Raw genomic sequence first — 24,039 nt, forward strand, 5'->3', positions numbered from 1 at the left:
CCCCTCACTCCCCCTCCACCCCGCGCCGCCGGGCGCCGGGTCCGAGCGGCCCTCTCACACCGTTCCCGCCGGCGGACACCACACCGCGGCGTGCCGTGGGCCCGGACCGCCGACTGCGCTACGTGTCCGTAGCGTGACACCCGTGAATCTCGCAGCTCGCCGGAGACCGGGTCAAGAGGGGCCCCGAGGGCGGGGACAGCCCCTGGCGGGGGATCCCCTACGGGCCTGTACAACTCCAGACGGACGCGAAGACAGCTCTCCGGTCTGACGACCCGCGTGGCGCGGGTCACTAACGTCGGGGATGTGACTGTGATCGCGACCGAAAGCCTGAGCAAGCGGTTCCCCAGGGTGACCGCGCTTGACCGGCTCTCCATGGATGTCGGACCCGGTGTGACCGGGCTCGTCGGGGCCAACGGAGCCGGCAAGTCCACGTTGATCAAGATCCTTCTGGGTCTGTCCCCCGCGACGGAGGGCCGCGCCGAAGTGCTCGGTCTCGACGTCGCGACCAAGGGCGCCGCCATCCGGGAGCGGGTCGGCTACATGCCGGAGCACGACTGCCTGCCGCCTGACGTCTCGGCCACCGAGTTCGTGGTCCACATGGCACGGATGTCCGGTCTGCCACCCACCGCCGCGCGGGAGCGCACCGCGGACACCCTGCGCCACGTCGGCCTGTACGAGGAGCGCTACCGCCCCATGGGGGGTTACTCGACGGGCATGAAGCAGCGCGTGAAGCTCGCGCAGGCCCTGGTGCACGACCCGGACCTGGTCTTCCTGGACGAACCGACCAACGGTCTCGACCCCGTCGGCCGCGACGAGATGCTCGGCCTGATCCGCCGTATCCATACCGACTTCGGTATCTCGGTCCTGGTCACCTCCCACCTTCTGGGCGAACTCGAGCGCACCTGCGACCACGTGGTCGTCGTGGACGGCGGCAAGCTGCTGCGCTCCAGCTCCACCACGGACTTCACCCAGATCACGACGACCCTCGCGATCGAGGTCACCGACACCGACGAGCACCCCGACGGCACCCGCGCGGTGCGCGACGCGCTCCACGCGCGCGGGGTGACGGTCCAGGACGGCAGCGGGCTGCCGGGCTCCGGACACGTCCTCCTTCTCACCACCCAGGGTGAGGAGACCTACGACCTGGTGCGGGACGTGATCGTCGACCTCGGACTCGGCCTGGTGCGCATGGAACAGCGCCGCCACCACATCTCCGAGGTCTTCACGAACGACACGGACACCGACGCAGGCACGGACACAGGAACAGGTAAAGGCACCGGGGCCGACGGCGGCAACGGCGAGCAGCGGAAGGAGGCGGTCGGCCATGGCGGTTGAGCAGCCCCTGCGGACACCCGCACCGACGCCGGGTGACCAGACCCGGATCCACAACATCGGCTACCGCTCCTACGACGGACCCCGTCTCGGACGCTCCTACGCCAGGCTCTCGCTGTACTCGCAGTCCCTGCGCGGCTCCTACGGACTCGGACGTTCGGCGAAGTCCAAGGTGCTGCCGATGCTGCTGTTCGTGGTGATGTGCGTGCCCGCCGCCATCATGGTCGCCGTCGCGGTCGCCACGAACGCCAAGGAACTGCCCGTCGACTACACGCGCTACGCGATCATCATGCAGGCCGTCATCAGCCTGTACGTCGCCGCACAGGCGCCCCAGTCCGTCTCGCGCGACCTGCGCTTCAAGACGGTTCCCCTGTACTTCTCGCGGCCCATCGAGACCACGGACTACGTGCGCGCCAAGTTCGCGGCACTGGCCTCGGCCCTGTTCATCCTGACCGCCGCTCCCCTGCTCGTGCTCTACGCGGGCGCGTTGCTGGCCGAGCTCGATTTCACCGACCAGACCAAGGGATTCGCGCAGGGGCTCGTCTCCGTGGCACTGCTCTCACTGCTCTTCGCCGGCATCGGCCTCGTCATCGCGGCGGTCACCCCGCGCCGCGGCTTCGGCATCGCCGCCGTGATCGCCGTCCTGACCATCTCCTACGGCGCGGTCTCCACCCTCCAGGCGATCGCGGACGTCCAGGACAGCTCCGGTTCGATCGCCTGGATCGGGCTGTTCTCACCGATCACCCTCATCGACGGTGTGCAGTCCGCCTTCCTGGGAGCGAGCACCACCTTCCCGGGCGGAACCGGACCGTCGAACGGCGAGGGCGTGGTGTACGTCCTCCTCACCCTCGGCCTGATCGCGGCCTGCTACGGCCTTCTGACGCGCCGCTACCGGAAGGTGGGCCTGTGACCACGCTCTCCATCGACCATGTCTCCCGCTGGTTCGGCAACGTGGTCGCCGTCAACGACATCACCATGACCATCGGCCCCGGTGTCACCGGCCTCCTCGGCCCCAACGGCGCCGGAAAGTCCACCCTGATCAACATGATGGGCGGCTTCCTCGCCCCCTCCACCGGTACCGTCACCCTCGACGGCGAGGCCGTGTGGCGCAACGAGAAGATCTACCGGCACATCGGCATCGTTCCCGAGCGCGAGGGGATGTACGACTTCCTCACCGGCCGCGAGTTCGTCGTCGCCAACGCCGAACTGCACGGACTGGGCGCCAAGGCGGCCCAGCGGGCCCTGGCGACGGTCGAGATGGAGTACGCGCAGGATCGCAAGATCGCCACGTACTCCAAGGGCATGCGGCAGCGAGTGAAGATGGCCTCCGCGCTCGTCCACGAGCCGTCCCTGCTCCTGTTGGACGAACCGTTCAACGGCATGGACCCGCGCCAGCGCATGCAGCTGATGGACCTGCTGCGGCGCATGGGCGACGAGGGCCGCACCGTGCTGTTCTCGTCCCACATCCTCGAAGAGGTCGAGCAGCTCGCCTGGCACATCGAGGTCGTCGTCGCCGGCCGGCACGCGGCCAGCGGCGACTTCCGCAAGATCCGCCGCCTGATGACGGACCGCCCGCACCGCTACCTGGTGCGCTCCAGCGACGACCGTGCCCTCGCGGCCGCGCTGATCGCCGACCCGTCCACGTCCGGCATCGAGGTCGACCACAGCGAGGGCGTCCTGCGTATCCAGGCCGTCGACTTCCCCCGTTTCACGTCCCTGCTGCCCAGGGTCGCGAAGGAACACGGCATCCGCCTGCTCACGGTCTCGCCGTCCGACGAGTCCCTCGAGTCCGTCTTCTCGTATCTCGTCGCGGCGTAGGAGGCCGAACCATGTACGACCCCACAGTCGCCCGACTCACCTACCGGGCCCTGCTCGGCCGTCGCAGGGCCCTCATCCTGGGCGCCCTGCCCCTGTTGCTGATCGCGATCTCCCTGGCGGTGCGCGCCCTCGCCGGTGCCGACGACCAGACCGCGGCCGACGTGCTCGGCGGGCTGGCACTCGCCACCATGGTGCCGATCATCGGTGTCATCGCCGGCACCGGCGCCATGGGTCCAGAGATCGACGACGGCTCGGTGATGTACCTGCTGTCCAAGCCGGTCAAGCGGTCCACGATCATCTTCACCAAGCTGATCGTGGCGATCGCCGTGACGATGGTCTTCTCGGCGGTGCCCACCCTGATCGCCGGCTTCATCCTCAACGGCAACGGCCAGCAGGTCGCCGTCGCCTACACGGTGGCCGCGCTGGTCGCCTCCATCGCGTACGCGGCGCTCTTCCTTCTGCTCGGTACGGTCTCCCGGCACGCGGTGGTGTTCGGGCTGGTCTACGCGCTGGTCTGGGAGGCCCTGTTCGGCTCCCTGGTGCCCGGCGCCCGCACGCTGAGCGTCCAGCAGTGGTCGCTCGCGGTGGCCCAGAAGGTCTCCGGGGGCGACCTGGTCACCTCGGACGTCGGTCTGACGACCGCGACGGTCCTGCTGGTCGTCGTCACCGTCCTGGCCACCTGGTACGCCGGTCAGAAGCTGCGCACGCTGACACTCGCCGGGGAGGAGTGACCTCACCTCGTTCCGCACCCTGTTCCACTCCGGCCCACCGGGCACAGGGGGACACCGAGGGCTACGGCTCCTGATCCGACGGAAGGACCGATCGCGATGGCGGACGGGACGTTCGGGCGCGACGAACGACCGAAGCACGAGAGCGACGACCGGCCCGGTGACCCGCCCCGCCCCCGGCCCGGCGACCGGGCCGGGGGCGGGGGCACCGGGGGCGGGGGCAGTGACTCCGCCACCCCGGACGACGTGGTCCTGGACGACGCCTTCATCCGTGCCGCGGAGACCGCCGAGCCGTCCGCCCGCGCCCGCATGCTGACCGAACGCTGGCGGCACGAGGAGCCGGAGCCGCAGCCCTGGCGCTCCGACGAGCCACCGACGGGATGGTTCTTCAGCAAGGCACGCCGACGCGGGTGGCGGCGCAGGCGGGGGTGAACGCGGCGGGCCCCCGCGGCTCCGGGCCCTCGGCCCCACGTCTTCGGCACACCCCGTCGGCCGGGCCGGGCCGTAAACGAGTGGCATCCAACCCGCCCGACGGGCAGAGTGGTCGTGTCCGCATCGCCGGGAACGTCCGGTGTCGTGATCCGGGAGAGGAGCGGGACGATGTCCATGCACGGCAGTACGTCCAGCTCCTGCCAGGGCAGCCGACGGCGGGCTCCGGAGTAGTTCCTGCTCCGTTGCAGAGTCCGCCCCGCGGGGAGCTGCCCGGGGCGGCCGCTTCGAGCACGCGCATCAGCCGCGTGGGCCGCCCACCCGGAGGATTGGCCGAGAGGTAAGGCACCGGCCTGCTGAGCCGTGGTCGGGCGAAAGTCCGCGCACGTTCGATCCGTGCATCCTCCGCACGACGCTGGACCCGCGAGGCCCGCTGGGCGCGGGCCTCGCGGGTTCAGGCTTCTCGGCCCAGCAACCGCTCCAGCACCACCGCGATGCCGTCCTCCTCGTTGGAGGACGTCACCTCGTCGGCCACCGCCCGCAGTTCCTGGTGGGCGTTGGCCATGGCGATGCCGTACGCGGACCAGGCGAACATCGGGATGTCGTTGGGCATGTCGCCGAAGGCGATCGTGCCCGCGGCCTTCGCCCCGAGCCGGCGAGCGGCCAGGGACAGCCCGGTGGCCTTGGACAGGCCGAGGGGAAGCAGTTCGACGATGCCTTCGCCCGCCATGGCGACGGTGACGAAACCGCCCGCGGTACGGGTGGCCACCTCGGTGAGTTCGTCGTCGGTGAGTGCCGGATGCTGGATGTACAGCTTGTTCAGGGGAGCCGCCCACAGGTCCGCCGCGTCCGTGAGCGGCGTCGAGGGCAGCCTGCCCGTCACCTCGTAGCCGGGGCCGACCAGCACCTCGCCGTCCAGCCCGTCGCGGCTCGCGGCCAGGTGCAGCGGACCGACCTCCGCCTCGATCTTGGCCAGCGCCACTGAGGCCAGCTGTCGGTCCAGGGTCACCGACGTGAGCAGCCGGTGCGCCCCGGCGTCGTACACCTGGGCGCCCTGACCGCAGACAGCGAGCCCTTGGTAGCCGAGGTCGTCGAGGATGGGCCGGGTCCAGGGAACCGCGCGGCCGGTGACGACGATGTGGGCGGCGCCCGCCGCGGTGACGGCGGCGAGCGCGTCCCGGGTGCGCTCGGAGACCGAGTGGTCCTCACGCAGCAGTGTGCCGTCGAGGTCGGTGGCGACAAGCCGGTAGGGGAACGACGCGCTCACTTGGTGACCGGTTCCAGGAGCTCCCGGCCACCCAGGTACGGGCGCAGCACTTCAGGGACCCGCACCGAACCGTCGGCCTGCTGGTGGTTCTCCAGGATGGCCACGATCGTGCGCGGTACGGCGCACAGGGTGCCGTTGAGCGTTGCCAGCGGACGCACCTGCTTGCCGTCCCGCACGCGGATCTGGAGCCGACGGGACTGGTACTCGGTGCAGTCCGAGGTCGAGGTCAGCTCGCGGTACTTGCCCTGGGTCGGGATCCACGCCTCGCAGTCGTACTTCCGCGCGGCGGAGGAACCCAGGTCGCCCGAGGCGACGTCGATCACGCGGAACGGCAGCTCCAGCGACGTCAGCCACTGCTTCTCCCACTCCAGCAGCCGCTGGTGCTCCTCCTGCGACTCCTCCGGAGTGACGTAGGAGAACATCTCGACCTTGTCGAACTGGTGTACACGGAAGATGCCGCGGGTGTCCTTGCCGTGAGAGCCGGCCTCGCGCCTGAAGCAGGGTGAGAAGCCCGCGTACCGGAGCGGCAGCCGGTCGGCGTCGATGATCTCGTCCATGTGGTACGCGGCGAGCGGCACCTCGGACGTGCCCACCAGATAGAGGTCGTCCTTCTCGAGGTGGTAGACGTCCTGGGCCGCCTGGCCGAGGAAGCCGGTGCCCGCCATGGACTGGGGCCGGACCAGGGCCGGGGTCAGCATCGGGGTGAAGCCGGCCGCGGTCGCCTGGGCGATCGCGGCGTTCACCAGCGCCAGCTCGAGCAGGGCGCCGACGCCGGTCAGGAAGTAGAAGCGCGACCCGGAGACCTTGGCGCCGCGCTCCACGTCGATGGCGCCGAGGATCTGGCCGAGCTCCAGGTGGTCCCTGGGCTCGAAGCCCTCGGCGCCGAAGTCACGGGCGGTGCCGTGCGTTTCCAGTGTGACGAAGTCCTCCTCGCCGCCGACCGGGACGTCGGGGTGGACGAGGTTGCTCAGCCTGCCCAGAAGCTCCTGCGTCTCGGCCGCCGCCGTGTCCCGTTCCGCGTCGGCCGCCTTGACGTCGGCCGCGAGTGTGCCGGCCTTTTTCAGCAGCTCGGCCTTCTCGTCGCCGGCCGCCTTGGGGATGAGCTTGCCGAGCGCCTTCTGTTCGGCGCGCAGCTCGTCGAAGCGGACGCCGGACGACCTGCGCCGCTCGTCGGCGGAGAGGAGGGAGTCGACGAGCGCGACGTCCTCTCCACGGGCGCGCTGCGAAGCGCGCACACGGTCGGGGTCCTCACGGAGCAGGCGAAGGTCAATCACGCGGTCAAGGCTACCGGTGCGGGGTGACGCCCCACGACTCACTATTCCACCGGAGTCGCTCGCCGAGTCACTCACCGACCGTTATAGGTGAATTGACCCCTGTGTCCGTAAGGGTTGATTCGAGGTCTTCACGAAGCGCCCCGGGGTCGGCTCGAGGTCGACGGGAGCGGTCCCCTTCCCGGAAAGGGGGCGGTCCGCAGGCTGTCCGTTGACTGTAATTCCTCGCGAGGGGCGGGGCGTGACACCCGGTTGTCCACAGGCGCTCACGGACTTCCGAAAGTTATCCACAGGGTGTGAAGAGAATCTGTGGACTTCGAAATCGACCACCCCGAAACGCGCGGGCGGAGGCGGGGATTCCCGTCGTGAACTCCCCTTACCTCCACTTTTGTACGGAAAGGGTCACCCCGAAGGATTGACGAAAGGGAAAGGGCGAACGAAGGGCGATCCCCGGACGAGTGGACGTGATCATGAACAGTAGGGTGATTTGTCGATGAAACCGTGCAACGCTGTCGACTTGTCCCCAGGTCGAGAAGTGGGCCTGTGGATAACTTCTGTGGATAACGAAAATCAGAAGATAAGACTGATAGGGCTGGTCGCAAGCGGCCCACGGCCGCCCACGGCCGATCTCCCACCCGGCCTCGGGCCCTCAGAACCGGCCGTCCTGGCAGCGGGCCACCCAGTCCGCCGCGGATGCGAATTCGTCGTCAGAGGTCCCGGGCCGGAGATCCCGCACCTTCGTCGGCCCTGCATCCGCACGCGGGTACGAGCCGAGGAAGCGCACCTGAAGGCAGATCCGCTTGAGACCCATCAGGGTCTCGGCCACCCTGCGGTCCGAGATATGACCCTCGGCGTCGATGCAGAAGCAGTAATTGCCGATACCGGCACCGGTGGGACGGGACTGGAGCAGCATGAGGTTGACGCCGCGCGTGGCGAATTCACCCAGCAGATCGCGCAGGCCACCGGGGTGGTCGTCGCGTTGCCACAGCACGATGGACGTCTTGTCCGCACCGGTGGGCGCGGCGGGCCGTGCGGGCCGTCCGACCAGGACGAAGCGGGTCTGGGCGTTCTCCGCGTCGTGGATTCCGGTCTCCAGGGCCTCCAGCCCGTACCGGGCCGCCGCGAACTCGCCGGCGAAGGCCGCGTCGTACCGGCCCTCCTGCACCAGCCGGGCCCCGTCCGCGTTGGAGGCGGCCGATTCCCAGACGACGTCCGGGAGGTGCTTCTTCAGCCAGTTGCGGACCTGCGGCTGGGCGGCAGGGTGGGCGGTGACGGTCTTGATCTCCGACAACCCGGTGCCGGGGCGGACGAGCAGCGCGAAGGTGATCGACAGCAGCACCTCGCGGTAGATGGTCAGCGGGGTACCCGCGACCAGTTCGTCGAGGGTGGTGGTGATGCCGCCCTCGACGGAGTTCTCGATGGGGACGAAAGCGGCCTCGGCCTCCCCGGCGCGTACCGCGTCGAGCGCGGACTGCACGGACACGTACGGGATCAGTTCCCGGGTGGCCGCCTCCGGGAGAGTGCGCAGGGCGACTTCGGTGAAGGTGCCCTCGGGGCCGAGATACGCGTAGCTCGCTGGCATGACCTCACCCTAATGGGCCCGCGCCGGGGGGCGTCCCCGGACGCACGCCCGGGAGTGACCCCACGAAGTGGCATGCACGTGACACGGGCGGCCTCATCCCTCCAGCAGTCGTTGCCCCACATACTCGCCCTCCGCCACGCCGCCCGGCACCGCGAACAGTCCGCTCGCCTCGTGCCGGAGGAACGGCGTCAGCGCGTCGCCCCGGTCGAGCTTGCGCTGCACCGGCACGAAGCCGCGCAGCGGGTCGGCCTGCCAGCAGACGAACAGCAGACCCGCGTCGGGCACGCCGTCCGGGCCCGTGCCGTCGTGGTACGAGAGGGGGCGCCGCAGCATCGCCGCGCCGCCGTTCTGGTCGGGGCGGGTGATCCGGGCGTGGGCGTTGACGGGAACCACCAGATTGCCCGCGGAGTCGGTCTTCTCCAGGTCCATCTCGGACGTCTCGGTGCCTCCGGACAGCGGCGCTCCGTCGGACCTGCGGCGCCCGACGACGGCCTCCTGCTCCTTGACCGCGAGCTTCTCCCAGTCGTCGAGCAGCATGCGGATACGGCGAACGACCACGTAGGAGCCGTGTGCCATCCAGACGGGGTCACCGTTCGCCGGTACGAAGATCCGCTGGTCGAAGTCGGATTCGGACGGTTTGGGGTTACGGGTGCCGTCGATCTGGCCCATCAGGTTGCGTGCGGTCATCGGGCGGGCGGTGGCGCCGGGTGAGCGGTTGAACCCGTTCATCTGCCAGCGCACCCTGGCCGCAGAACCGGCGTCCTTCTGCACGGCGCGCAGTGCGTGGAAGGCGACCAGGGCGTCATGGGCGCCGACCTGCACCCACAGGTCACCGTTGCTGCGAGCCTTGTCGAGGTGGTCGGAGGAGAAGTCGGGCAGCGGGTCCAGGGCCACCGGACGCTGTTTCTCCAGTCCGGTACGCGCGAAGAAGCTGTGGCCGAAGCCGAAGGTGAGGGTCAGTGAGGAGGGTCCGGCATCCTGGGCCACACCGGTGTCCCCATCGGCGCTCGGTTCGCCTGCCATGAGCCGTCGGGCCGTGTCCGACCAGCGGCGCAGCAGTGCAGCCGCTTCCTTGCGCCCGGCACCCGGCGCGAGGTCGAAGGCGATGAGATGGCCGCGGGCCGGGAGCCCGTCGGTGATGCCGGGCTGATGTTTCCCGTGAAACATTGCCCGGCCCTCGCCCAGGGAAGTCAGCGGGGCGACTTCGGCGGACGCGGCGGGCGCGGCGGCGGCGTAACCCATCGCACCGCCTGCGGCACCGAGCACGATTCCGGTGGCCCCGGCGGTGCCGAGCAGACGGCGCCGAGAGATGCCCTCCCGGTCGGCGGGCGCGGCGGTGCCTTCCCGGGGTTCTGGCGCCGCAGGGGTGCGGGCCTCCGGAATGGACTGGTCAGCCATGGTGGTTCAGCCGATCTGTGCGTTCTTGGAGACGGTCACCTGGTCGATGTCGGAGGTCCGTACGGTCACCTCGACCGTCCAGTCTCCTGCCATGGGGATCTGCACCCCGCTCGCCGACCAGTGACCGGTGTCGAGGTGGTCGGGGACGACGGGCAGCGGTCCGACGTCCTTCGCGTCGAGAGTGAAGGCGACTTTGAGCTCGGGGACGTCGAAGGCCTTGCCGTCGGTCCGCTCCACATAGACGTGCATGTCGTTGCCGCCCACGCGTGCGGGGTCCAGGTCGATGGTGACGACGCCCTTGCCGTCCTTGCCGCCGGTGTCGAAGGGCATGTTCAGGGTCACCGCACCGGTTCCCTGGGCGGACGAGGACGAGGACGAGGACGACGACGTGGCCGAGGACGACGACGCGGCCTCCTGCTCCGTGCGCCCCGGCTCGGTCTGCGTGAGCACGGTGGTGATCGCGAGCAGGACGACGGCGATACCGGCCTCGGCGAGCACGGAGCGACGCAGCCCGAAGCGGTTCGGGTCGGAGTCCCGCAGCCGCTTCTGCCGGGCGGTCGCCACGGCGGCCCGCTGCCGGGCGAGTTGCGCGGCCCGCACGGAGTCCCCACCGGCCTTCGACCCGGCACCGGACTCCTCCGAACGAACCTCTGCAGGCCCCGTGCCGTCCGCGGCCTTCTCCCGTTCCACCTCGGTGTCGGTGTCGGTGTCGGTGTCGGTGTCGGTCTCGGAGACAGGGACGCCCTTCCCCGTACCGGCTCCGGCCTTTTCCGTGCCGTTCGCCCCGTTCTTCGCGGCCGACACCCCCACCATGGTTTCCTTCGGCTCCTCCCGGAGTGACACCGGCGCACCGGGCTCCGCCAGTCGCGCCGTCCACCGCCGGGAGGCGTACGCGATCCCGACCATGACCACCACGAGTCCGATCTTGGCGAGCAGCAACTGTCCGTACCGGGTGTCGGTGAATGCCGACCAGGAGCCGAGCTGCCGCCAGCTCTGGTAGGTCCCGGTGACGACCAGTGCGACCACACTGCCGAACGCGAGCCGAGAGAACCGCCGGACGGCGGCCGCGTCGACCGCGGTGTCGGCAGGGGCCCGGTAGAGCGCGACGAGCAGGGCGGTGAGTCCGCCGAGCCAGGCGGCGACGGCCAGCAGGTGGACGACGTCGACCGGCATCGCGATGCCCGGCTGGAGCCCTTGGGACGCGTGCTCGGACATGGCCCAGCTCGCGGCGAGCCCGGCCGACACGACCGTCCCGCCGATCGCGAGCCCGAAGGACAGGTCCCGCTTCTCCTCGTCGCTCCGCTGGTACTGGGCGGCGCCGAAGAGCACCGCGATGAACAGCGCCGCCGCGGCGAGCAGCAGCAGCCGTGACACGAGAGCCGCGCCGGTCTTGGTCTGCAGCACCTCGCTGAGCAGCGTCAGGTCGAAGACGTCGGCGACCTTCCCGGAACTCGTGTAGGAACCGCGCAGGAGCAGCAGTGCGAGGGTGGCCGCGGTGAGCGTGAGCCACCCGGAGACGACCAGCCGCTGTACCGCCCGTACGCCGGAGCCGTGCCGCCAGCAGGCGAGCACGAAAGCGGCCCCGCCGACCATGACCACGAACCCGGCGTACGACAGATACCGCCCGATGCCGTACAGCGAGCCGACCAGTCCGTCGTCGGAGGCCTGGGCGGTGGCTTCGACGGAGGTCTCCGAGGGGGCCCCGACGGAGAAGGTGAAGGCGCCGGCGACGGGATGGCTGTCCGCGGACACCACCTGGTAGGTGACGGTGTAGGTGCCGTCGGGCAACCCGCCGAGCAGCCGCACGGTGTACGTGGTGCCGCTCGCGTCGGCCGGGTCGCCCTTGTCGACCCGCACGCCCTTGGGGTCGAGGACGCGCAGGGCGTCGTCGCTCACCGCGACCGGTTCGGAGAAGGTGAGCGAGACCTGGGCGGGGGCCTGGTCGACCACCGTCCCCTGCCGGGGATCACTGCCGGTCAGCGCGGCGTGCGCGGAGGCGGGAGCGGCCCCGGCGAGGAGCGCGCCGGTGACGGCCAGGAACAGCAGCACCAGGATCCGGGCGCGGGGGGCGATGGTCTGGGTCACAGGGGTTTCTCCCTCAGTGTCCGTGCTTCGGGATGTAGGTGGCGGGCTTCACCGGAATCTCGACCGTGACGGGGTCGGAGTGGGCGAAGCGCAGCTCGACGGAGACCTTCTGACCCTGCTTCGGCCGCTGTTTCAGCTGCTCGAACATCAGATGGTTGCCGCCGCTCTCGAGTACGAGGCTGCCGTGGGCCGGGATGTCGAGCGCGTCGGCCTCCTGCATGGCCCCGTCGACGGTCTCGTGCACGGTGACGTGGTCGGCGGCGTCACTGCTGACCGAGGTCAGCTGGTCGGCCGCGCCGCCCTTGTTGCTGATGACGAGGAAGCCGGCCGCCATGTCCGACACCGGCTGCGGCATGTAAGCGGAGCCGACGGACAGGTCCGCCTCGCCGGCCGAGCCCGAGCTGCCCGGGTCCGGGCCGCCGCAGCCGGTCAGGGCCAGCACTCCGGTGAGGGCCACCGCCGCGAGGCCGTGCGGCCTCCCGAGAAGCCGTATCCCAGGCGGCTGCCTTTCCGCGAGCCGCTTTTGCGCAAGCCGTTTCACGGGTTCTCCCCCTTGATGATCTTGGGGAGGTCCGCGGTGTAGTCCTCGACGGTGGCGTCCTCGCCGTAGAGGAGGTAGCCGCCGTCGGTCTTCGGGGAGAAGGCGATGACCTGGGTGCCGTGGTCGGAGACGACCTGGCCCTTGTCGTCCTCGCGCGGCGCGTCGATCGAGATGCCCAGGGTGCGGGCGCCGGCCTGGATCGTGTCGAAGTCGCCGGTCAGACCGACGACCTGGGAGTCGATGCCCTTGAGCCACTTGCCGAGCGCGGCGGAGGTGTCCCGCTCGGGGTCGGTGGTGACGAACACGATCCGCAGTTCGTCCTGCTGGTCCTGGGGCAGCTGCTTCTTGGCCACCGCGAGGTTGTTCATGGTCAGCGGGCAGACGTCGGGGCAGTGCGTGTAACCGAAGTAGACCAGGGTGGGCTTGCCGGCGGTCTCCGCGCGGAAGTCGTACTCCTCGCCCTGCGTGTCGGTGAGGACGAGGTCAGGCTTCTCGAACGGATTGTCGAGGGCTGTGGCGGCCTTCTCCGCGCCGGCCTCCTCGGAGACCATGGCGATGGGGCTGTCGCCGGCGCTGTCGCTGCCGCCGCAGGCGGAGAGGGTCAGGGTGGCGGCGGCGAGCAGGGCCGCCGCCGTGAGGGTCTTCTTGCGCATGATGAGGTCCAGAAGGTAGGTGTTCCGGCGCGCACCGGGGTGCCACGGGGCCGTGGGCGGCCCCGGTGCGCGCCGTTGAACAGGGGGAGGGCTCAGGCGTCGGCGCGCCGGCGTCCGGCGAGTACGCCGTAGGCGACGCCCGCGGCGCCGACCACGATGCCGACGATGCCCAGGACCCGGGCGGTGGTGTCCGTGCCGCCCGCGTCGGAGCCGGCCGCCGCGGTGCTTTCCGCGGCGGCGTTCTCGGTGGTCTCGTCGGCCTTGGCGTCGGCCTCGCCCTCCGGCGCACCGTGCGCGTGACCGTCGGCGGAGGCCTCGGCCAGGGCGAGCACGGGGGCCGGGAAGTCGGGTTCCTCCTGACCCTCCTGAGGCACCTCGATCCAGCGGACGACCTCCTTGTTGGAGTACGTCTGCAGCGCCTTGAAGACCAGCTCGTCGGCGTCCTCGGGCAAGGTGCCGACGGACACCGGGAACTTCTGGAAGAAGCCCGGCTCGATGCCGTCGTCGTCGGCGGTCCAGGTGACCTTGGTGACGGCCTTGTCGATCTTCTTGCCGTGCATCTCCAGCGGCTCGTCCAGCTTGGACTCGGTGACCTTGATGTCCCAGCCGTCGACCGGCTGCGGCATCACGGAGGCCAGCGGGTGGTCGGTGGGGAACGTCACCTCGAGCTTGGTCGTCGAGGCGTTGTCGCGTTCGTTGGGGACCTTGAAGTCCACGACCGCGTAACCGCCCTTGGCCGCCTCGCCCTCGGGCTGCACGCTGACGTGCGCGAAGGCGGGGGCGGACAAGGTGAGGACGGCGACACCGGCGACAGCGCCGACGGCGGCGATACGGGAAGCCTTCATGGCAGAAGCACTCCGCTTCAGTTGGGTTTCGCTGACGGTGAGGGATCCGCGTACGGGCGTACGTCCCCGCCGGTTGCCGGCGGCCGGGCCGCAGCCGGCTCGCTCGTGCGAAAGGAGTACGAGCGAAGCAAGCGGGAAGTGCGCGGGAAACACGGGGAAAGCGGACGCACACGCGCGTGCCGCCCCGCACGCCGGCGCCCCTCTCCCGTCCGGAGACCCGGCGGTGCGGAGTGGTGGCCCGGTCGCGTCAGGCGGCGAGGGCGAGTGCGGGGCCCGCCGGAGGCGGGCCCCGGCGGATCACCGTGTGCTGGAGTGCGGTGCCCCGTGGCGTGGGCGGCACGGGCGGTACGGAGCGCAGCCGGCGCGGGGCCACCCGCGGGGCCCCCGGGAGCCCCGCGCGCAGGGCGAGTACCAGAGCGAGCGCCGCGCGAAGGGACCGTACGAGGGCGCCCTCGGCGACGCCGTGCGCCGACAGCTCGGTGAGCCGCAGCAGTGCCAGGTCGCCGCGGCGCAGCAGCCAGCCGGTGGCGAGCGCCGCGAGGACGTGCACGAGCAGCATCGGCAGGGACGGCAGCAGCGGCACCGCCGAGCCCGTGGCCGAAGGGTCCGCGGCCAGGGACAGGACGCCCTCCTGGGCGTGCCCGGTGCGGGTCCCGCCGGCCGTGCTCTCCGTGCCGGTCGCCCCGGGGTGGATCCGGGCGTCGGCGAGGATGCGCTGAGCCCGTGCGGGGGTGATGGCCGTCGTGCCGGCGCCGCACATCAGCCGGGCCGCCTGCTCGATCAGCGAGGCGTCGGACACGGACCCGGGCACGGAGGACGACGCGCCCGACGACACGTTCGCGGTGGCCGTGGCGCCGTGCTGGCCGATGCCGAACACGGTGTGCAGCACCACCTGGCCGACCGCCAGCAGGGCGGCGATACCGGGCAGGGACCGTGCGCGTCCGGCGAGCGGCAGCACGGCCACGAACATTCCGAGGAATCCGACACCCAGCGTCCACAGCGGAACGGGGGAGTGGGAGGCGAGTGTGTGACCTGCCCCGGCCAGCACGACACAGACCGCGGCGAACACCGCGGCCCGCGGCATCCGGAGCCCGGGTCCGGAGCGCATCGTGTGCGGGTGGGGGGCAGTCATGGCGGGCTCATCATCGCACTGGGCCTCCGGCCCCCGTACGGCAGGTCCGCAAGGAGAGCTACAACCGGAAGATCACCTCTGCGGCAGGACGTCCTATATACACCGGTCGCCCCCATGGCGCACCCGCCATATGGGGGTTATCACGTCAGCGGGACGCTTACAAGCGTGTACGCAGGGCAATAGGTAACGGTATGTCGAGCCGCGGCCGGGAGGCTGGAGCATGAGCATCTGGTGGTCACTCCATCTGCGCCGGGATGCTGCGAGCGTGCCGCTCGCGCGTCGCCTTCTTCTCGGCGCGATGGAGACCGCGGGCGTCGACCCCGACATCTCCTACGACCTCTCCGTCGCCCTCACCGAGGCCTGTGCGAACGCCGTCGAGCACGGTGGGGGCACCGTCCGGGGCGGGTTTGCGGAGGCGTACCGGGTGACCGCCTATCTCGAGGGTGAGAAGTGCCGTATCGAGGTCGCCGACGCGGGCCCCGGCTTTCCCGCCGTGGCCGGCCGCCGCGCCCATCCGCCGGCCCGCCCCGCGCCGTACGACGCGGAGCACGGCCGCGGCCTCTGCCTCATCCAGGAGCTCGCCGACCACGTCCACATCGGCAACAAGCCCGACAGGGGTGGCGCCGTGGTGAGTTTCGACAAGATCCTCAAATGGCGGAAGGGCGCGCCGCTGATGGCGGTGTGACCACCACCCGCTCGCACCGAACCCCCGGCGCACCGCGGCCGGGCACCCCTGAGGGGTGCCCGGCCGCGGTGCGCGTGCGCGCATCAGTTCATCGATCGACCGCTCGAGCGGTTCCTGAGCCCTGGAGAGTCCCTCGAGAATCCCTGGAGAGCCCCTCGAGCCGTGGTCAGTCCTTGAGAGCCGCCATCCACGCCTCGACCTCGGCCGAGCGCCGGGGCAGCGCGGCGGAGAGGTTCCGGTTGCCGTTCTCGGTCACCAGGATGTCGTCCTCGATGCGGACGCCGATGCCCCGGTACTCCTCGGGGACGGTCAGGTCGTCGGCCTGGAAGTACAGGCCCGGTTCGACCGTGAGCACCATGCCCGGCTCCAGGGTGCCGTCGACGTACGTCTCGGTGCGCGCGGCGGCGCAGTCGTGGACGTCCAGGCCGAGCATGTGGCCGGTGCCGTGCAGTGTCCAACGGCGCTGCAGACCCAGCTCCAGCACCCGCTCCACCGGGCCCTCGACCAGACCCCACTCGACGAGCCGCTCGGCCAGGACCCGCTGGGCGGCGTCGTGGAAGTCGCGGTACTTGGCGCCGGGCTTCACGGCCGCGATACCGGCCTCCTGGGCGTCGTACACGGCGTCGTAGATCTTCTTCTGCAGCGTGCTGTACGTGCCGTCGATCGGCAGCGTGCGCGTGACGTCCGCCGTGTAGTACGTGTGCGTCTCCACGCCGGCGTCGAGCAGCAGCAGGTCGCCGGAGCGGACCGGGCCGTCGTTGCGCACCCAGTGCAGGGTGGTGGCGTGCGGGCCGGCGGCGCAGATGGAGCCGTAGCCGACGTCGTTGCCCTCGACCCGCGCGCGCAGGAAGAACGTGCCCTCGATGTAGCGCTCGCTGGTGGCCTCGGCCTTGTCGAGGACCTTCACGACGTCCTCGAAACCGCGCACGGTGGAGTCGACGGCCTTCTGCAGCTCGCCGATCTCGAAGGCGTCCTTGACCAGCCGGGCCTCGGAGAGGAAGACCCGCAGCTCCTCGTCGCGCTCGGCGGTGACCTTGTCGGTCAGCGCCGCCTCGATGCCGGCGTCGTGGCCCCGCACGACGCGCACCGGGCCGGTGGCCTCGCGCAGGGCACCGGCCAGCTCGCGCACGTCGGAGGCGGGGATGCCGTACCGCTTCTCGGCCTCGGTGAGGGAGTGGCGGCGGCCGACCCACAGCTCGCCCTGGCCGTCCAGCCAGAACTCGCCGTTCTCGCGGTTCGAGCGCGGGAGGAGGTAGATCGTCTCCTGGTGGCCGTCGGCCGTCGGTTCCAGGACGAGGACGCCGTCCTCGGTCTGGTTGCCGGTGAGGTACGTGTACTCGACCGACGCGCGGAAGGCGTATTCGGTGTCGTTGGACCGCGTCTTCAGGTTGCCCGCGGGGACGACCAGGCGCTCGCCCGGGAAGCGCGCGGACAGCGCGGCACGGCGGGCGGCGGTCTGCGTGGCCTGGGGGACCGGCTCGAGGTCGTGCAGCTCGGTGTCGGCCCAGCCGCTCTTCATGTTCTCGGCCAGTTCGTCGGACACGCCGGGGTAGAGGCCGTTCTTGCGCTGCTTGACGGGCTCTTCCTCGGCGGTCCCGGGGCCCGCCGCGGCTTCCGGGCCTTCGGGGCCTGTCGTCCCGGCGGCCTCGTCGAACGCGGTCGGGAGCTCTTCTGCCACAGCGGTCATCCTCCTCGGTAAGGCTCTGGGCCTCCCCAGGGGTGTCGGTTTCGTCCGAGCCGGGGGGCCTCCCCCATCGTACGGTTACCGACGAAACGGTCACCCGGGGGAAGGACCTGTTACCAAGGGCGCGCGGAGGGCGATGGAAACGGGCACAGGAGCGGGTACGGGAATGGGGACAAGCACAGAAGCGGACACCGAGCGGGCCGCGAACCGATGCCGCGGAACGGGTGCTGCGAACCGGCGCCTTCCCGCCTCTTTGGTTCCTGCCCGCGCGCGGCATCGCCCCTTCCTGCCTTGTCCTGCCTCGCGCCGCGCGGCGTGGCTACTCGAACCGTGCGGCCAGCAGGACGACGTCCTCCGTGGAGTCCGCCGTCCGAGCGCCCTCGGGCAGCACGGTGCGCAGGATGTGGTCGGCGATCGCGCCCGGGTCGCGGCGCAGCGCCTGGGGCACCCCGGCGGCAGCCGCGTGCAGCCGGGCGAAGGCGCGGTCGGTGGGGTCACCGGTGCGGTGCAGCAGCCCGTCGGTGTAGAGCAGAACCGTCTCTCCCGGTTCCGCGTGAACCTCCACGCTCGGCGCCTCCCAGCAGGCGAGCATGCCCAGGGGGGCCGAGACCGACGTCTCCACGAACTCCGTACGGTGCTCGCCGAGCAACAGCGGCGGACTGTGACCGGCACCGGCCAGCGTGATCCTGCGCAGAGCGGGTTCGCAGTAACCGAACAGTGCGGTGGCCGACCGGGCGGGTTCGGTGAGCCTCAGCAGCAGTTCCAGGTCGGACAGGACGGCCACCGGGTCCTCGCCCTCCATCACGGCGTAGGCGCGCAGGGACGCCCGAAACCGTCCCATCGCGGCGACCGCGCTCGGCCCGGCCCCGGTGACCGACCCCACGGCGAGGCCGAGGGCGGCGTCCGGCAGTGGCAGCGCGTCGTACCAGTCGCCGCCGCCGTGCGGGGAGGCGCGGTGCCGGGCGGCGAGCTGGACGCCGGGGATCCGGGGCAGGCGCGAGGGGAGGAGTTCCTCGGCCATGATGGCCATGGACGCACGCGTGCGCTCGAGCTCCAGGAGGCGGGCGAGATGCTCGGCGGCGTAGCGGGCGTAGAGGCCGACGAGGTGCCGCTGGCGTTTTGACGGCTCGGCGGGTTCGTCGTAGAGCCACACGGCGGCGCCCAGGCGACGCGCCGCCTCCGCTGTCTGCGTGGCGTCCGTGCCCGCCGCGGCCTCGGGGGTGAGGGGCAGCGTGTAGCTCGCGGCGTAGCCGAGGCGGGCGGCGACCTCGCGGTGCCGGGGGTCGAGCCCTTTCTCGGCGAGCAGGTCGGGCACGGCGATGCCGTCGTCGGCACCGGGCAGTCCGTCGAGGATCCTGCCGTACGGCACCGCGCCGCGCGGGATCGTCTCGATGTGGCCGAGATCCGCGCGGGCCAGGCCGAGACCGATCGTGGTGTCCGGTCCGCGGCCGTCGGCGGGTTCCAGGACGACGAGACCGCGTCGGGCGCCCACCAGGGCGGCACCGGCGCGCAGCAGTTCCCGGAGCGCCTCGTCGAGGGAGCTCGTGCGGGCCAGGTGCTCGGTCAGCTCGTGGAGGGTCGTGAGATCGGAGACCCATCCCGCGAGTCGGTCCTGCAGGAGCACGCCCGGTGCGTTCTGGGGGTTTGCCGGGGCAGCCGGAGAGGTACCCGTAGCAGCGGACGCGGCAGTGTGTGCGGGGGCCGGAACTGTTGAATCGATTCCAGCCACTTTCGCAGGGTGCGGGGCGTTCATGGCGTCCGGCTTTCCCACCGGTACGAACTGCTCAAAAGCATCGCAAACCCCCATGTCGTTCTGCGTCGCCGGCAGTGTCTCCACATGTACACGTTCTCGTGAGGAGATGTCCAGCATTGTCCTGCTGGGATTACTGGTGTCCGTGAGGCTGGAGGGAGCCCGGAAAGACTCCACTCCCGCCCCCTTGCCGAAAAGGAAACTTGGCTTGAAACTGCCTCAAGGGGAGGTTGATTGCGATCGACTGGGCTCGCTCGACGGAGCGTCACAGCGGTCGTGATGGGTACGTACTCGGAGAAGGCCAGGGGTGGTTGGGAATCACCCGGGAACCTGGCGGCGGACCCGGGCGTCTTAACCACCGACGACCGTGCCCCATCCTCCCGTGGCGGAGGCGGAGAGAAACACGTGCGACGGTAAACGCCAGACTTCGCCACCCCCGCGCCACCCCCGTGCTTCCGATCGACGCAGTATGGGTGGTACGGCCGCGGAGGCAGTCCTTGTTCGGCCCGTAGGGGCTCCCCCTGCCCGGTGCAGGGGTGTGATGCGCCAACAGGTACGCACAGTAGGTACGCACAGTGCAGTGATCGACACATGTTGTGATGTGGACCACGGTGTTGCCAGGCGTGCAACGGAAAGGAACGAGCGCTCATGCGCGAGATCCTCGGAAGGCGACGCAGCCTCCTGTCCCGGCGAGGCGGCAGGGGGCCCCGGTTGATCGAAGCGGCCCTGACCTTCGCCTCGGACTGGCAGTGGCCGGTACTCCCGGGTGTGGCGAAGGACCCGCGGGGCGGGTCCCGCTGCGGCTGCCCGGACCCCGAATGCACAGTGCCGGGCGCCCATCCCTTCGACCCCGGGCTCCTCGCGGCCACCACGGACGCGCGCATGGTGCGCTGGTGGTGGGGCAACCGGCCCACGGCGCCCATCGTCCTGGCCACGGGGGGCAGGGCTCCCTGCGCGGTCTCCCTGCCCGCCGCGCCGGCCGCCCGCGCCCTGGTCGCCCTCGACCGGCACGGCATGCGGCTCGGCCCGGTCGTCGCCGCGGCGGACCGTTGGTCGATCCTGGTCAAGCCGTATTCCCTGGAGCAGCTGGGCGAGCTGCTGTACGCCAAGGACTTCGTCCCCGGCTCGCTCCGCTTCCACGGCGAGGGCGGCTACCTCGCCCTGCCCCCGTCCGCCACCGGCCTGGGCGATGTCCGCTGGGAGCGCGCGCCGCTGCCCGGCTCGGCCTCGCCCTGGGTGCCCGATGTCGAGGCCGTGGTGGACGCCGTGGTCGAGGCCCTCACCGGTACGGGTGTGAGCGCGCCCGAGATGTAGTGGCCGCCGACGCGCGCGGGGTCCGGTACTTCCTGTCGCCGCGCGCGGCGTCCGGCGGCTGCGTCGTTCCCATGGGTTTCCACCGGAGACCCAGTGGCACGGCCGCCTGCGGCACTGCACGCGCGCTGGGCGCGCACCACCGAGTTCGCCGACCAGGCCGCACGAGGGCCGTCGGCCGCTGTCGCGCTGCGCTCCGGGAACAACCGTCCAAGGGGAACCGGTGGTTGAGGCGCGACCGCGTTCTGCGAAGAAGCGCGGTCAAGCGAAGACCCGGTTGCTGGCGACGGGGGATGCACCAGCAACCGGGCTACTGGAACGGTAACAAGAGATCGGCGGTTAGCAAATTCGAACTCAGCTTTTCCGGTCACCGACTGGCTTGTCTTCACCGGGAGTTGTGGACGAAGCCGGTCACGTGGACCGGGCGGTCGCACTGACCGGGCCGTCGGCGCGACCGGGGAGCGCGCCCGTGCCTCAGCTGAGGGTGACCTGGCGGTTGGTCAGCCCGCCGCGCGCGCGGCGCTCGTCGCCGGTGAGCGGGGCGTCGGTGGCCAGGGCCGCGGCGAGGCGCTCGGCGAACTCGGCCGCCGGCTTCTCCACGTCCTCGGCTCCGACCCCGCTGGGCAGGTCCCAGACCGGGACGGTGAGTCCGTGAGCGCGGAAGGAGCCCACGAGACGGGTCCCCTCGCCGAGGGAGGAGCGGCCTGCCGCGTGCAGCCGCGCCAAGGCGTCCAGAAGTTGCTCCTCGGGGTGCGGCATGACCCACCGCAGATGGTTCTTCTCGGGCGTCTCGCACCAGTACGCGGAGTCCACGCCCGAGAGCTTGACGGTCGGGATGGCCGCCGCGTTGGCCCGCTCCAGGGAGGCGGTCACGTCCGGAGTGGCGTTCTCCGGGTCGGGGACCCAGAACTCGAAGCCGCTGTGCACCACCGGTTCGAACGTGCCCTCGGGGTCGAGGAGATCCTGCAGCCGGGGCCCCTCGGCCGGAGCGCGGCGGGCCTGCACCGGGGTGCCCGGAGCGGCGGTGAGCGCCCGCTGGAGGGTGTCGGCGAGGTCGCGGCTGATGTCACCGGACGAGGTGTCGTTCTGCAGGCCGAGGAGGACCGAGCCGTCGTCACGGCGCAGCGCGGGCCAGGCCATCGGCAGCACGGTGGCCAGGGTGACCGACGGGACGCCGTCGGGCAGGCCGTCCTTGAGGGGCAGTTCGACGGTGGCCGCCGGCACCAGCTCGCGCAGCGCCACCCAGTCGCACTCGCCCGGCACTCCCTCGAACGGGCGCTGCACCAGTTCGGTCACGGCGTGTGCGGCGGCACGGCCGTGGCAGGCCTTGTAGCGGCGGCCGCTGCCGCAGGGGCAGGGCTCGCGGGCGCCGACGACCGGAAAGTCCCCGTCAGCGCCTGCGGCGCGGGCTCCGTCCGTAGGCTGCGGGCGCTTGGCCTTGGTCTGGGGGCGCTTCTTGGCCATCGTGGGTGTCTCCCGGTTACGGCTCGTCTCGTACGGGCGGGAGCCTAGTCGTTCACGACGCGACCGGAGGGACCCTGTGGACGACGTGCCGCCTGTGGGCAACGCGCAAGCGGTACGGGGCCGGGGCCGCGCGAGGTGGCCGCGAGGGCGCCGCGAGACGGCTGACGGGGGCCGACGTGGTCGACGGTGGACGACCGCGCGGGGTGGCCGTGGGACCGCCGCGCGGGTGCGCCGGTCAGTCGAGGCGGTCGAAGACGTCCGCGAACTCCAGGTCGGAAATCTCGGGCATCTCGGACACCGTTGGAGCCGTTACCCGCGCGGCGAAGTCGTCGCGCCGGTGTCCGGCGTCCGGGTCGTACACGTCGTCGTGGACGACGACCCATACCGTGACCTCGCCGGGCACCTCGTCGCGTACGCCCCAGTCGTCGGCCAGGGCCGTGATGATGTTCAGCCCCCGGCCGCCGTGCGCGGTGACCGACGGGGTCGCCGGCGCGGGCCGGGTCGGGCCTCCACCGTCTGTGACCTCCACGATGAGCCGGCCGCGGTGATCCACCTGCCAGGCTGCGCGGATGTCGCCTTCCCCGGCCAGGGCGCCACCCAGGGGTCTGCCGTGTTTGCACGCGTTGCTCAGTAGTTCGGAAAGGATCAGTACGGCATCGTCGATGACCGTGTCCGCCACGCCGCCGTCGCGCAACTGCAGGCGCATGCGGCGCCTTGCTTTCCCCACGTCCGCAGGGCCATGGGATACGGCCATGCTCGACGACGTGGGCACCTCCTGTGCCACCACCAACGCCACCCCCGAGACCTCCTTCGCCCCACGCCACGGTGTGAATGCCCCATGGGCCTGAACCGGAAACCGGCCCATCCATGTGCGGTGACGCACTCGAAACAACCGAGCACTTACCGAATGCGCCGGAGCACTCCCCGTAACCAGGTGGCTGGATTTCGTCGATGTGGCCGAGATGTGAGCATGAGGTGAGAGGGGGCCCGCGGTCAAGAGCCCTGCGCGGACTGCGCGGACTGCACGGAGCGCGCGGGGCTCTTGGCCGAGCCGTCCTGTGCCGCTCAGCGGCCGAGTTGGTCGAGCACCGCGCGGGGGCGGTTGGTGATGATGGCGTCGACCCCGAGGCCGACGCAGGCGTCCACGTCCTGGGGATCGTTCACGGTCCACACGTGCACCTGGTGACCGGACTGCTTCAGGCGCTCGATGTACGCGGGGTGGCTGCGGACGATCCGGATCGAGGGGCCCGCGATCGGCACCCCTTCCGGCAGCCGCCCCTCGCGCAGCCGGGGCGAGACGAACTGCATGAGGTGGACCGTCGGCAGGGTGGGTGAGACGGCGCGCACACGGTGCAGCGACCGCGCGGAGAAGCTCATCACGCGTACCGGTGACTCCTCGGGGGAGCCGGGGCTGTCCAGGCCGAACCTCTTCAGCAGGAGCAGCAGCCTCTCCTCCACCTGTCCCGCCCACCGCGTGGGGTGCTTGGTCTCGATCGCCAGCTCCACCCGGCGGTCGGCATCGGCGACAAGCTCCAGCAGCCGCTCCAGGGTGAGGACGGAGGTCGCCTCCCTGTCCTCCGGCCTGTGCTCCCAGTCGGGCTCCTCGATCCGCCCCCCGAGTGGGTCACGCGTCTTCCAGGAGCCGAAGTCCAGGGTGGACAGATCGGAGAGCTCCAGTGCGGACACCGCACCGCGACCGTTGGACGTACGGTTGACGCGGCGGTCGTGAACGCAGACGAGATGACCGTCCGCGGTCAGGCGTACATCGCATTCGAGCGCGTCCGCACCGTCCTCGATCGCCTTGCGATAAGCGGCCAGGGTGTGTTCGGGGGCGTCCTCGGAGGCTCCGCGGTGGGCGACGACTTGGATCGGACGTTGACGTGCGTGGGTCACCGCGTCATGGTGCCATCGCATGGGGGTACCTGCGCGGTCGCTCGGGTGTCGATGGTCAGGTCGACGCGGAGGTCTGATCGGAGGCATGGGAATGGTGCACCCTTAGTGAGTAATGCCCTGTATAAGGAAGGGCCTCGCACCCACAGGAACGGCTTATGGTGCCCTGACGGC

21 protein-coding genes and 1 tRNA gene are annotated in these 24,039 nt (G+C 70.9%); 8 read left to right on the forward strand and 14 right to left on the reverse strand.

All coding sequences use genetic code 11. The features are described from left to right. Window positions 1-264: 264 nt before the first annotated feature. The 6 genes from ACWZEH_RS17530 to ACWZEH_RS17555 all read left to right on the forward strand — a co-directional run bounded on the left by ACWZEH_RS17530 (window position 265) and on the right by ACWZEH_RS17555 (window position 4,715). Window positions 265-1,335, forward strand: coding sequence for an ABC transporter ATP-binding protein (locus ACWZEH_RS17530; protein WP_456199655.1), 1,071 nt, complete (start codon window positions 265-267; stop codon window positions 1,333-1,335). Then, window positions 1,325-2,242, forward strand: a complete 918-nt coding sequence (locus tag ACWZEH_RS17535; RefSeq protein ID WP_456192129.1) for an ABC transporter permease — start codon at window positions 1,325-1,327, stop codon at window positions 2,240-2,242. The genes ACWZEH_RS17530 and ACWZEH_RS17535 overlap by 11 nt, the downstream gene beginning before the upstream one ends. Further along, window positions 2,239-3,150 (forward strand): ABC transporter ATP-binding protein, encoded by a 912-nt coding sequence (locus ACWZEH_RS17540; RefSeq protein WP_456192130.1) that lies wholly within the window; start codon window positions 2,239-2,241, stop codon window positions 3,148-3,150. The genes ACWZEH_RS17535 and ACWZEH_RS17540 overlap by 4 nt, the downstream gene beginning before the upstream one ends. 11 nt (window positions 3,151-3,161) lie before the next feature. Further along, the gene (locus ACWZEH_RS17545) at window positions 3,162-3,881 is read left to right on the forward strand and encodes an ABC transporter permease subunit (protein ID WP_456192131.1); all 720 of its coding nucleotides are present in this window, start codon (window positions 3,162-3,164) and stop codon (window positions 3,879-3,881) included. A 96-nt stretch (window positions 3,882-3,977) separates the two neighbouring features. Then, window positions 3,978-4,310 carry an SGM_3592 family protein gene (locus tag ACWZEH_RS17550; protein ID WP_456192132.1) on the forward strand — a complete coding sequence of 111 codons (333 nt, stop codon included), beginning with the start codon at window positions 3,978-3,980 and terminating at the stop codon, window positions 4,308-4,310. Window positions 4,311-4,630: 320 nt separating this feature from the next. Continuing rightward, a tRNA-Ser gene (locus ACWZEH_RS17555) sits at window positions 4,631-4,715 on the forward strand. Window positions 4,716-4,761: 46 nt separating this feature from the next. On the opposite strand, the gene ACWZEH_RS17560 is transcribed toward ACWZEH_RS17555, so the two are convergent. The 9 genes from ACWZEH_RS17560 to ACWZEH_RS17600 form a co-directional block, all read right to left on the reverse strand. Beyond that, a complete protein-coding gene (locus tag ACWZEH_RS17560; RefSeq protein ID WP_456192133.1) occupies window positions 4,762-5,574 on the reverse strand; it encodes an HAD family hydrolase in 813 nt (270 codons plus the stop codon). Then, complete coding sequence (gene serS, locus ACWZEH_RS17565) at window positions 5,571-6,848, reverse strand: serine--tRNA ligase (protein ID WP_456192134.1); 1,278 nt, start codon at window positions 6,846-6,848, stop codon at window positions 5,571-5,573. The genes ACWZEH_RS17560 and serS overlap by 4 nt, the downstream gene beginning before the upstream one ends. Before the next feature lie 646 nt (window positions 6,849-7,494). Further along, on the reverse strand, window positions 7,495-8,427 hold the full coding sequence (pheA, locus tag ACWZEH_RS17570) for a prephenate dehydratase (protein WP_456192135.1): 933 nt from the start codon (window positions 8,425-8,427) through the stop codon (window positions 7,495-7,497). Window positions 8,428-8,520: 93 nt separating this feature from the next. Beyond that, the gene (gene efeB, locus ACWZEH_RS17575; protein ID WP_456192136.1) at window positions 8,521-9,825 is read right to left on the reverse strand and encodes an iron uptake transporter deferrochelatase/peroxidase subunit; all 1,305 of its coding nucleotides are present in this window, start codon (window positions 9,823-9,825) and stop codon (window positions 8,521-8,523) included. A gap of 6 nt (window positions 9,826-9,831) precedes the next feature. Further along, window positions 9,832-11,910, reverse strand: coding sequence for a copper resistance CopC/CopD family protein (locus ACWZEH_RS17580; RefSeq protein ID WP_456192137.1), 2,079 nt, complete (start codon window positions 11,908-11,910; stop codon window positions 9,832-9,834). Between the two features lie 13 nt (window positions 11,911-11,923). Beyond that, window positions 11,924-12,367, reverse strand: a complete 444-nt coding sequence (locus tag ACWZEH_RS17585) for a copper chaperone PCu(A)C (protein WP_456192138.1) — start codon at window positions 12,365-12,367, stop codon at window positions 11,924-11,926. Window positions 12,368-12,447: 80 nt separating this feature from the next. Further along, the gene (locus ACWZEH_RS17590) at window positions 12,448-13,104 is read right to left on the reverse strand and encodes an SCO family protein (protein WP_456192139.1); all 657 of its coding nucleotides are present in this window, start codon (window positions 13,102-13,104) and stop codon (window positions 12,448-12,450) included. 92 nt (window positions 13,105-13,196) lie between these two features. Continuing rightward, window positions 13,197-13,949: a YcnI family copper-binding membrane protein gene (locus ACWZEH_RS17595; RefSeq protein WP_456192140.1), complete on the reverse strand. Its 753-nt coding sequence runs from the start codon at window positions 13,947-13,949 to the stop codon at window positions 13,197-13,199. Window positions 13,950-14,196: 247 nt separating this feature from the next. Beyond that, window positions 14,197-15,081, reverse strand: coding sequence for a hypothetical protein (locus tag ACWZEH_RS17600; protein WP_456192141.1), 885 nt, complete (start codon window positions 15,079-15,081; stop codon window positions 14,197-14,199). 220 nt (window positions 15,082-15,301) lie between these two features. Between ACWZEH_RS17600 and ACWZEH_RS17605 the strand changes: the two genes are divergently transcribed. Beyond that, a complete protein-coding gene (locus ACWZEH_RS17605; protein ID WP_456192142.1) occupies window positions 15,302-15,766 on the forward strand; it encodes an ATP-binding protein in 465 nt (154 codons plus the stop codon). A 166-nt stretch (window positions 15,767-15,932) separates the two neighbouring features. Here ACWZEH_RS17605 and ACWZEH_RS17610 read toward each other — a convergent pair whose 3' ends face one another. Both ACWZEH_RS17610 and ACWZEH_RS17615 read right to left on the reverse strand, forming a co-directional pair. Next, entirely contained in the window at window positions 15,933-17,444 is a 1,512-nt protein-coding gene (locus ACWZEH_RS17610; protein ID WP_456192144.1) for an aminopeptidase P family protein, read from the reverse strand. A gap of 325 nt (window positions 17,445-17,769) precedes the next feature. Beyond that, window positions 17,770-19,320 carry a PP2C family protein-serine/threonine phosphatase gene (locus tag ACWZEH_RS17615; RefSeq protein ID WP_456192146.1) on the reverse strand — a complete coding sequence of 517 codons (1,551 nt, stop codon included), beginning with the start codon at window positions 19,318-19,320 and terminating at the stop codon, window positions 17,770-17,772. Window positions 19,321-19,848: 528 nt separating this feature from the next. Here ACWZEH_RS17615 and ACWZEH_RS17620 point away from each other — a divergent pair. Further along, the gene (locus ACWZEH_RS17620) at window positions 19,849-20,514 is read left to right on the forward strand and encodes a bifunctional DNA primase/polymerase (protein ID WP_456192147.1); all 666 of its coding nucleotides are present in this window, start codon (window positions 19,849-19,851) and stop codon (window positions 20,512-20,514) included. Between the two features lie 471 nt (window positions 20,515-20,985). Here the strand turns inward: ACWZEH_RS17620 and ACWZEH_RS17625 are convergent, their stop codons facing one another. From ACWZEH_RS17625 to ACWZEH_RS17635, 3 genes are all read right to left on the reverse strand, one after another. Beyond that, complete coding sequence (locus ACWZEH_RS17625) at window positions 20,986-21,975, reverse strand: DUF5926 family protein (RefSeq protein ID WP_456192148.1); 990 nt, start codon at window positions 21,973-21,975, stop codon at window positions 20,986-20,988. A gap of 235 nt (window positions 21,976-22,210) precedes the next feature. Then, window positions 22,211-22,858 (reverse strand): ATP-binding protein, encoded by a 648-nt coding sequence (locus ACWZEH_RS17630; protein WP_456192149.1) that lies wholly within the window; start codon window positions 22,856-22,858, stop codon window positions 22,211-22,213. Between the two features lie 182 nt (window positions 22,859-23,040). Further along, complete coding sequence (locus tag ACWZEH_RS17635; RefSeq protein WP_456192150.1) at window positions 23,041-23,868, reverse strand: glycerophosphodiester phosphodiesterase; 828 nt, start codon at window positions 23,866-23,868, stop codon at window positions 23,041-23,043. Window positions 23,869-24,039: the final 171 nt, after the last annotated feature.

Source organism: Streptomyces yamdrokensis (assembly GCF_053890455.1).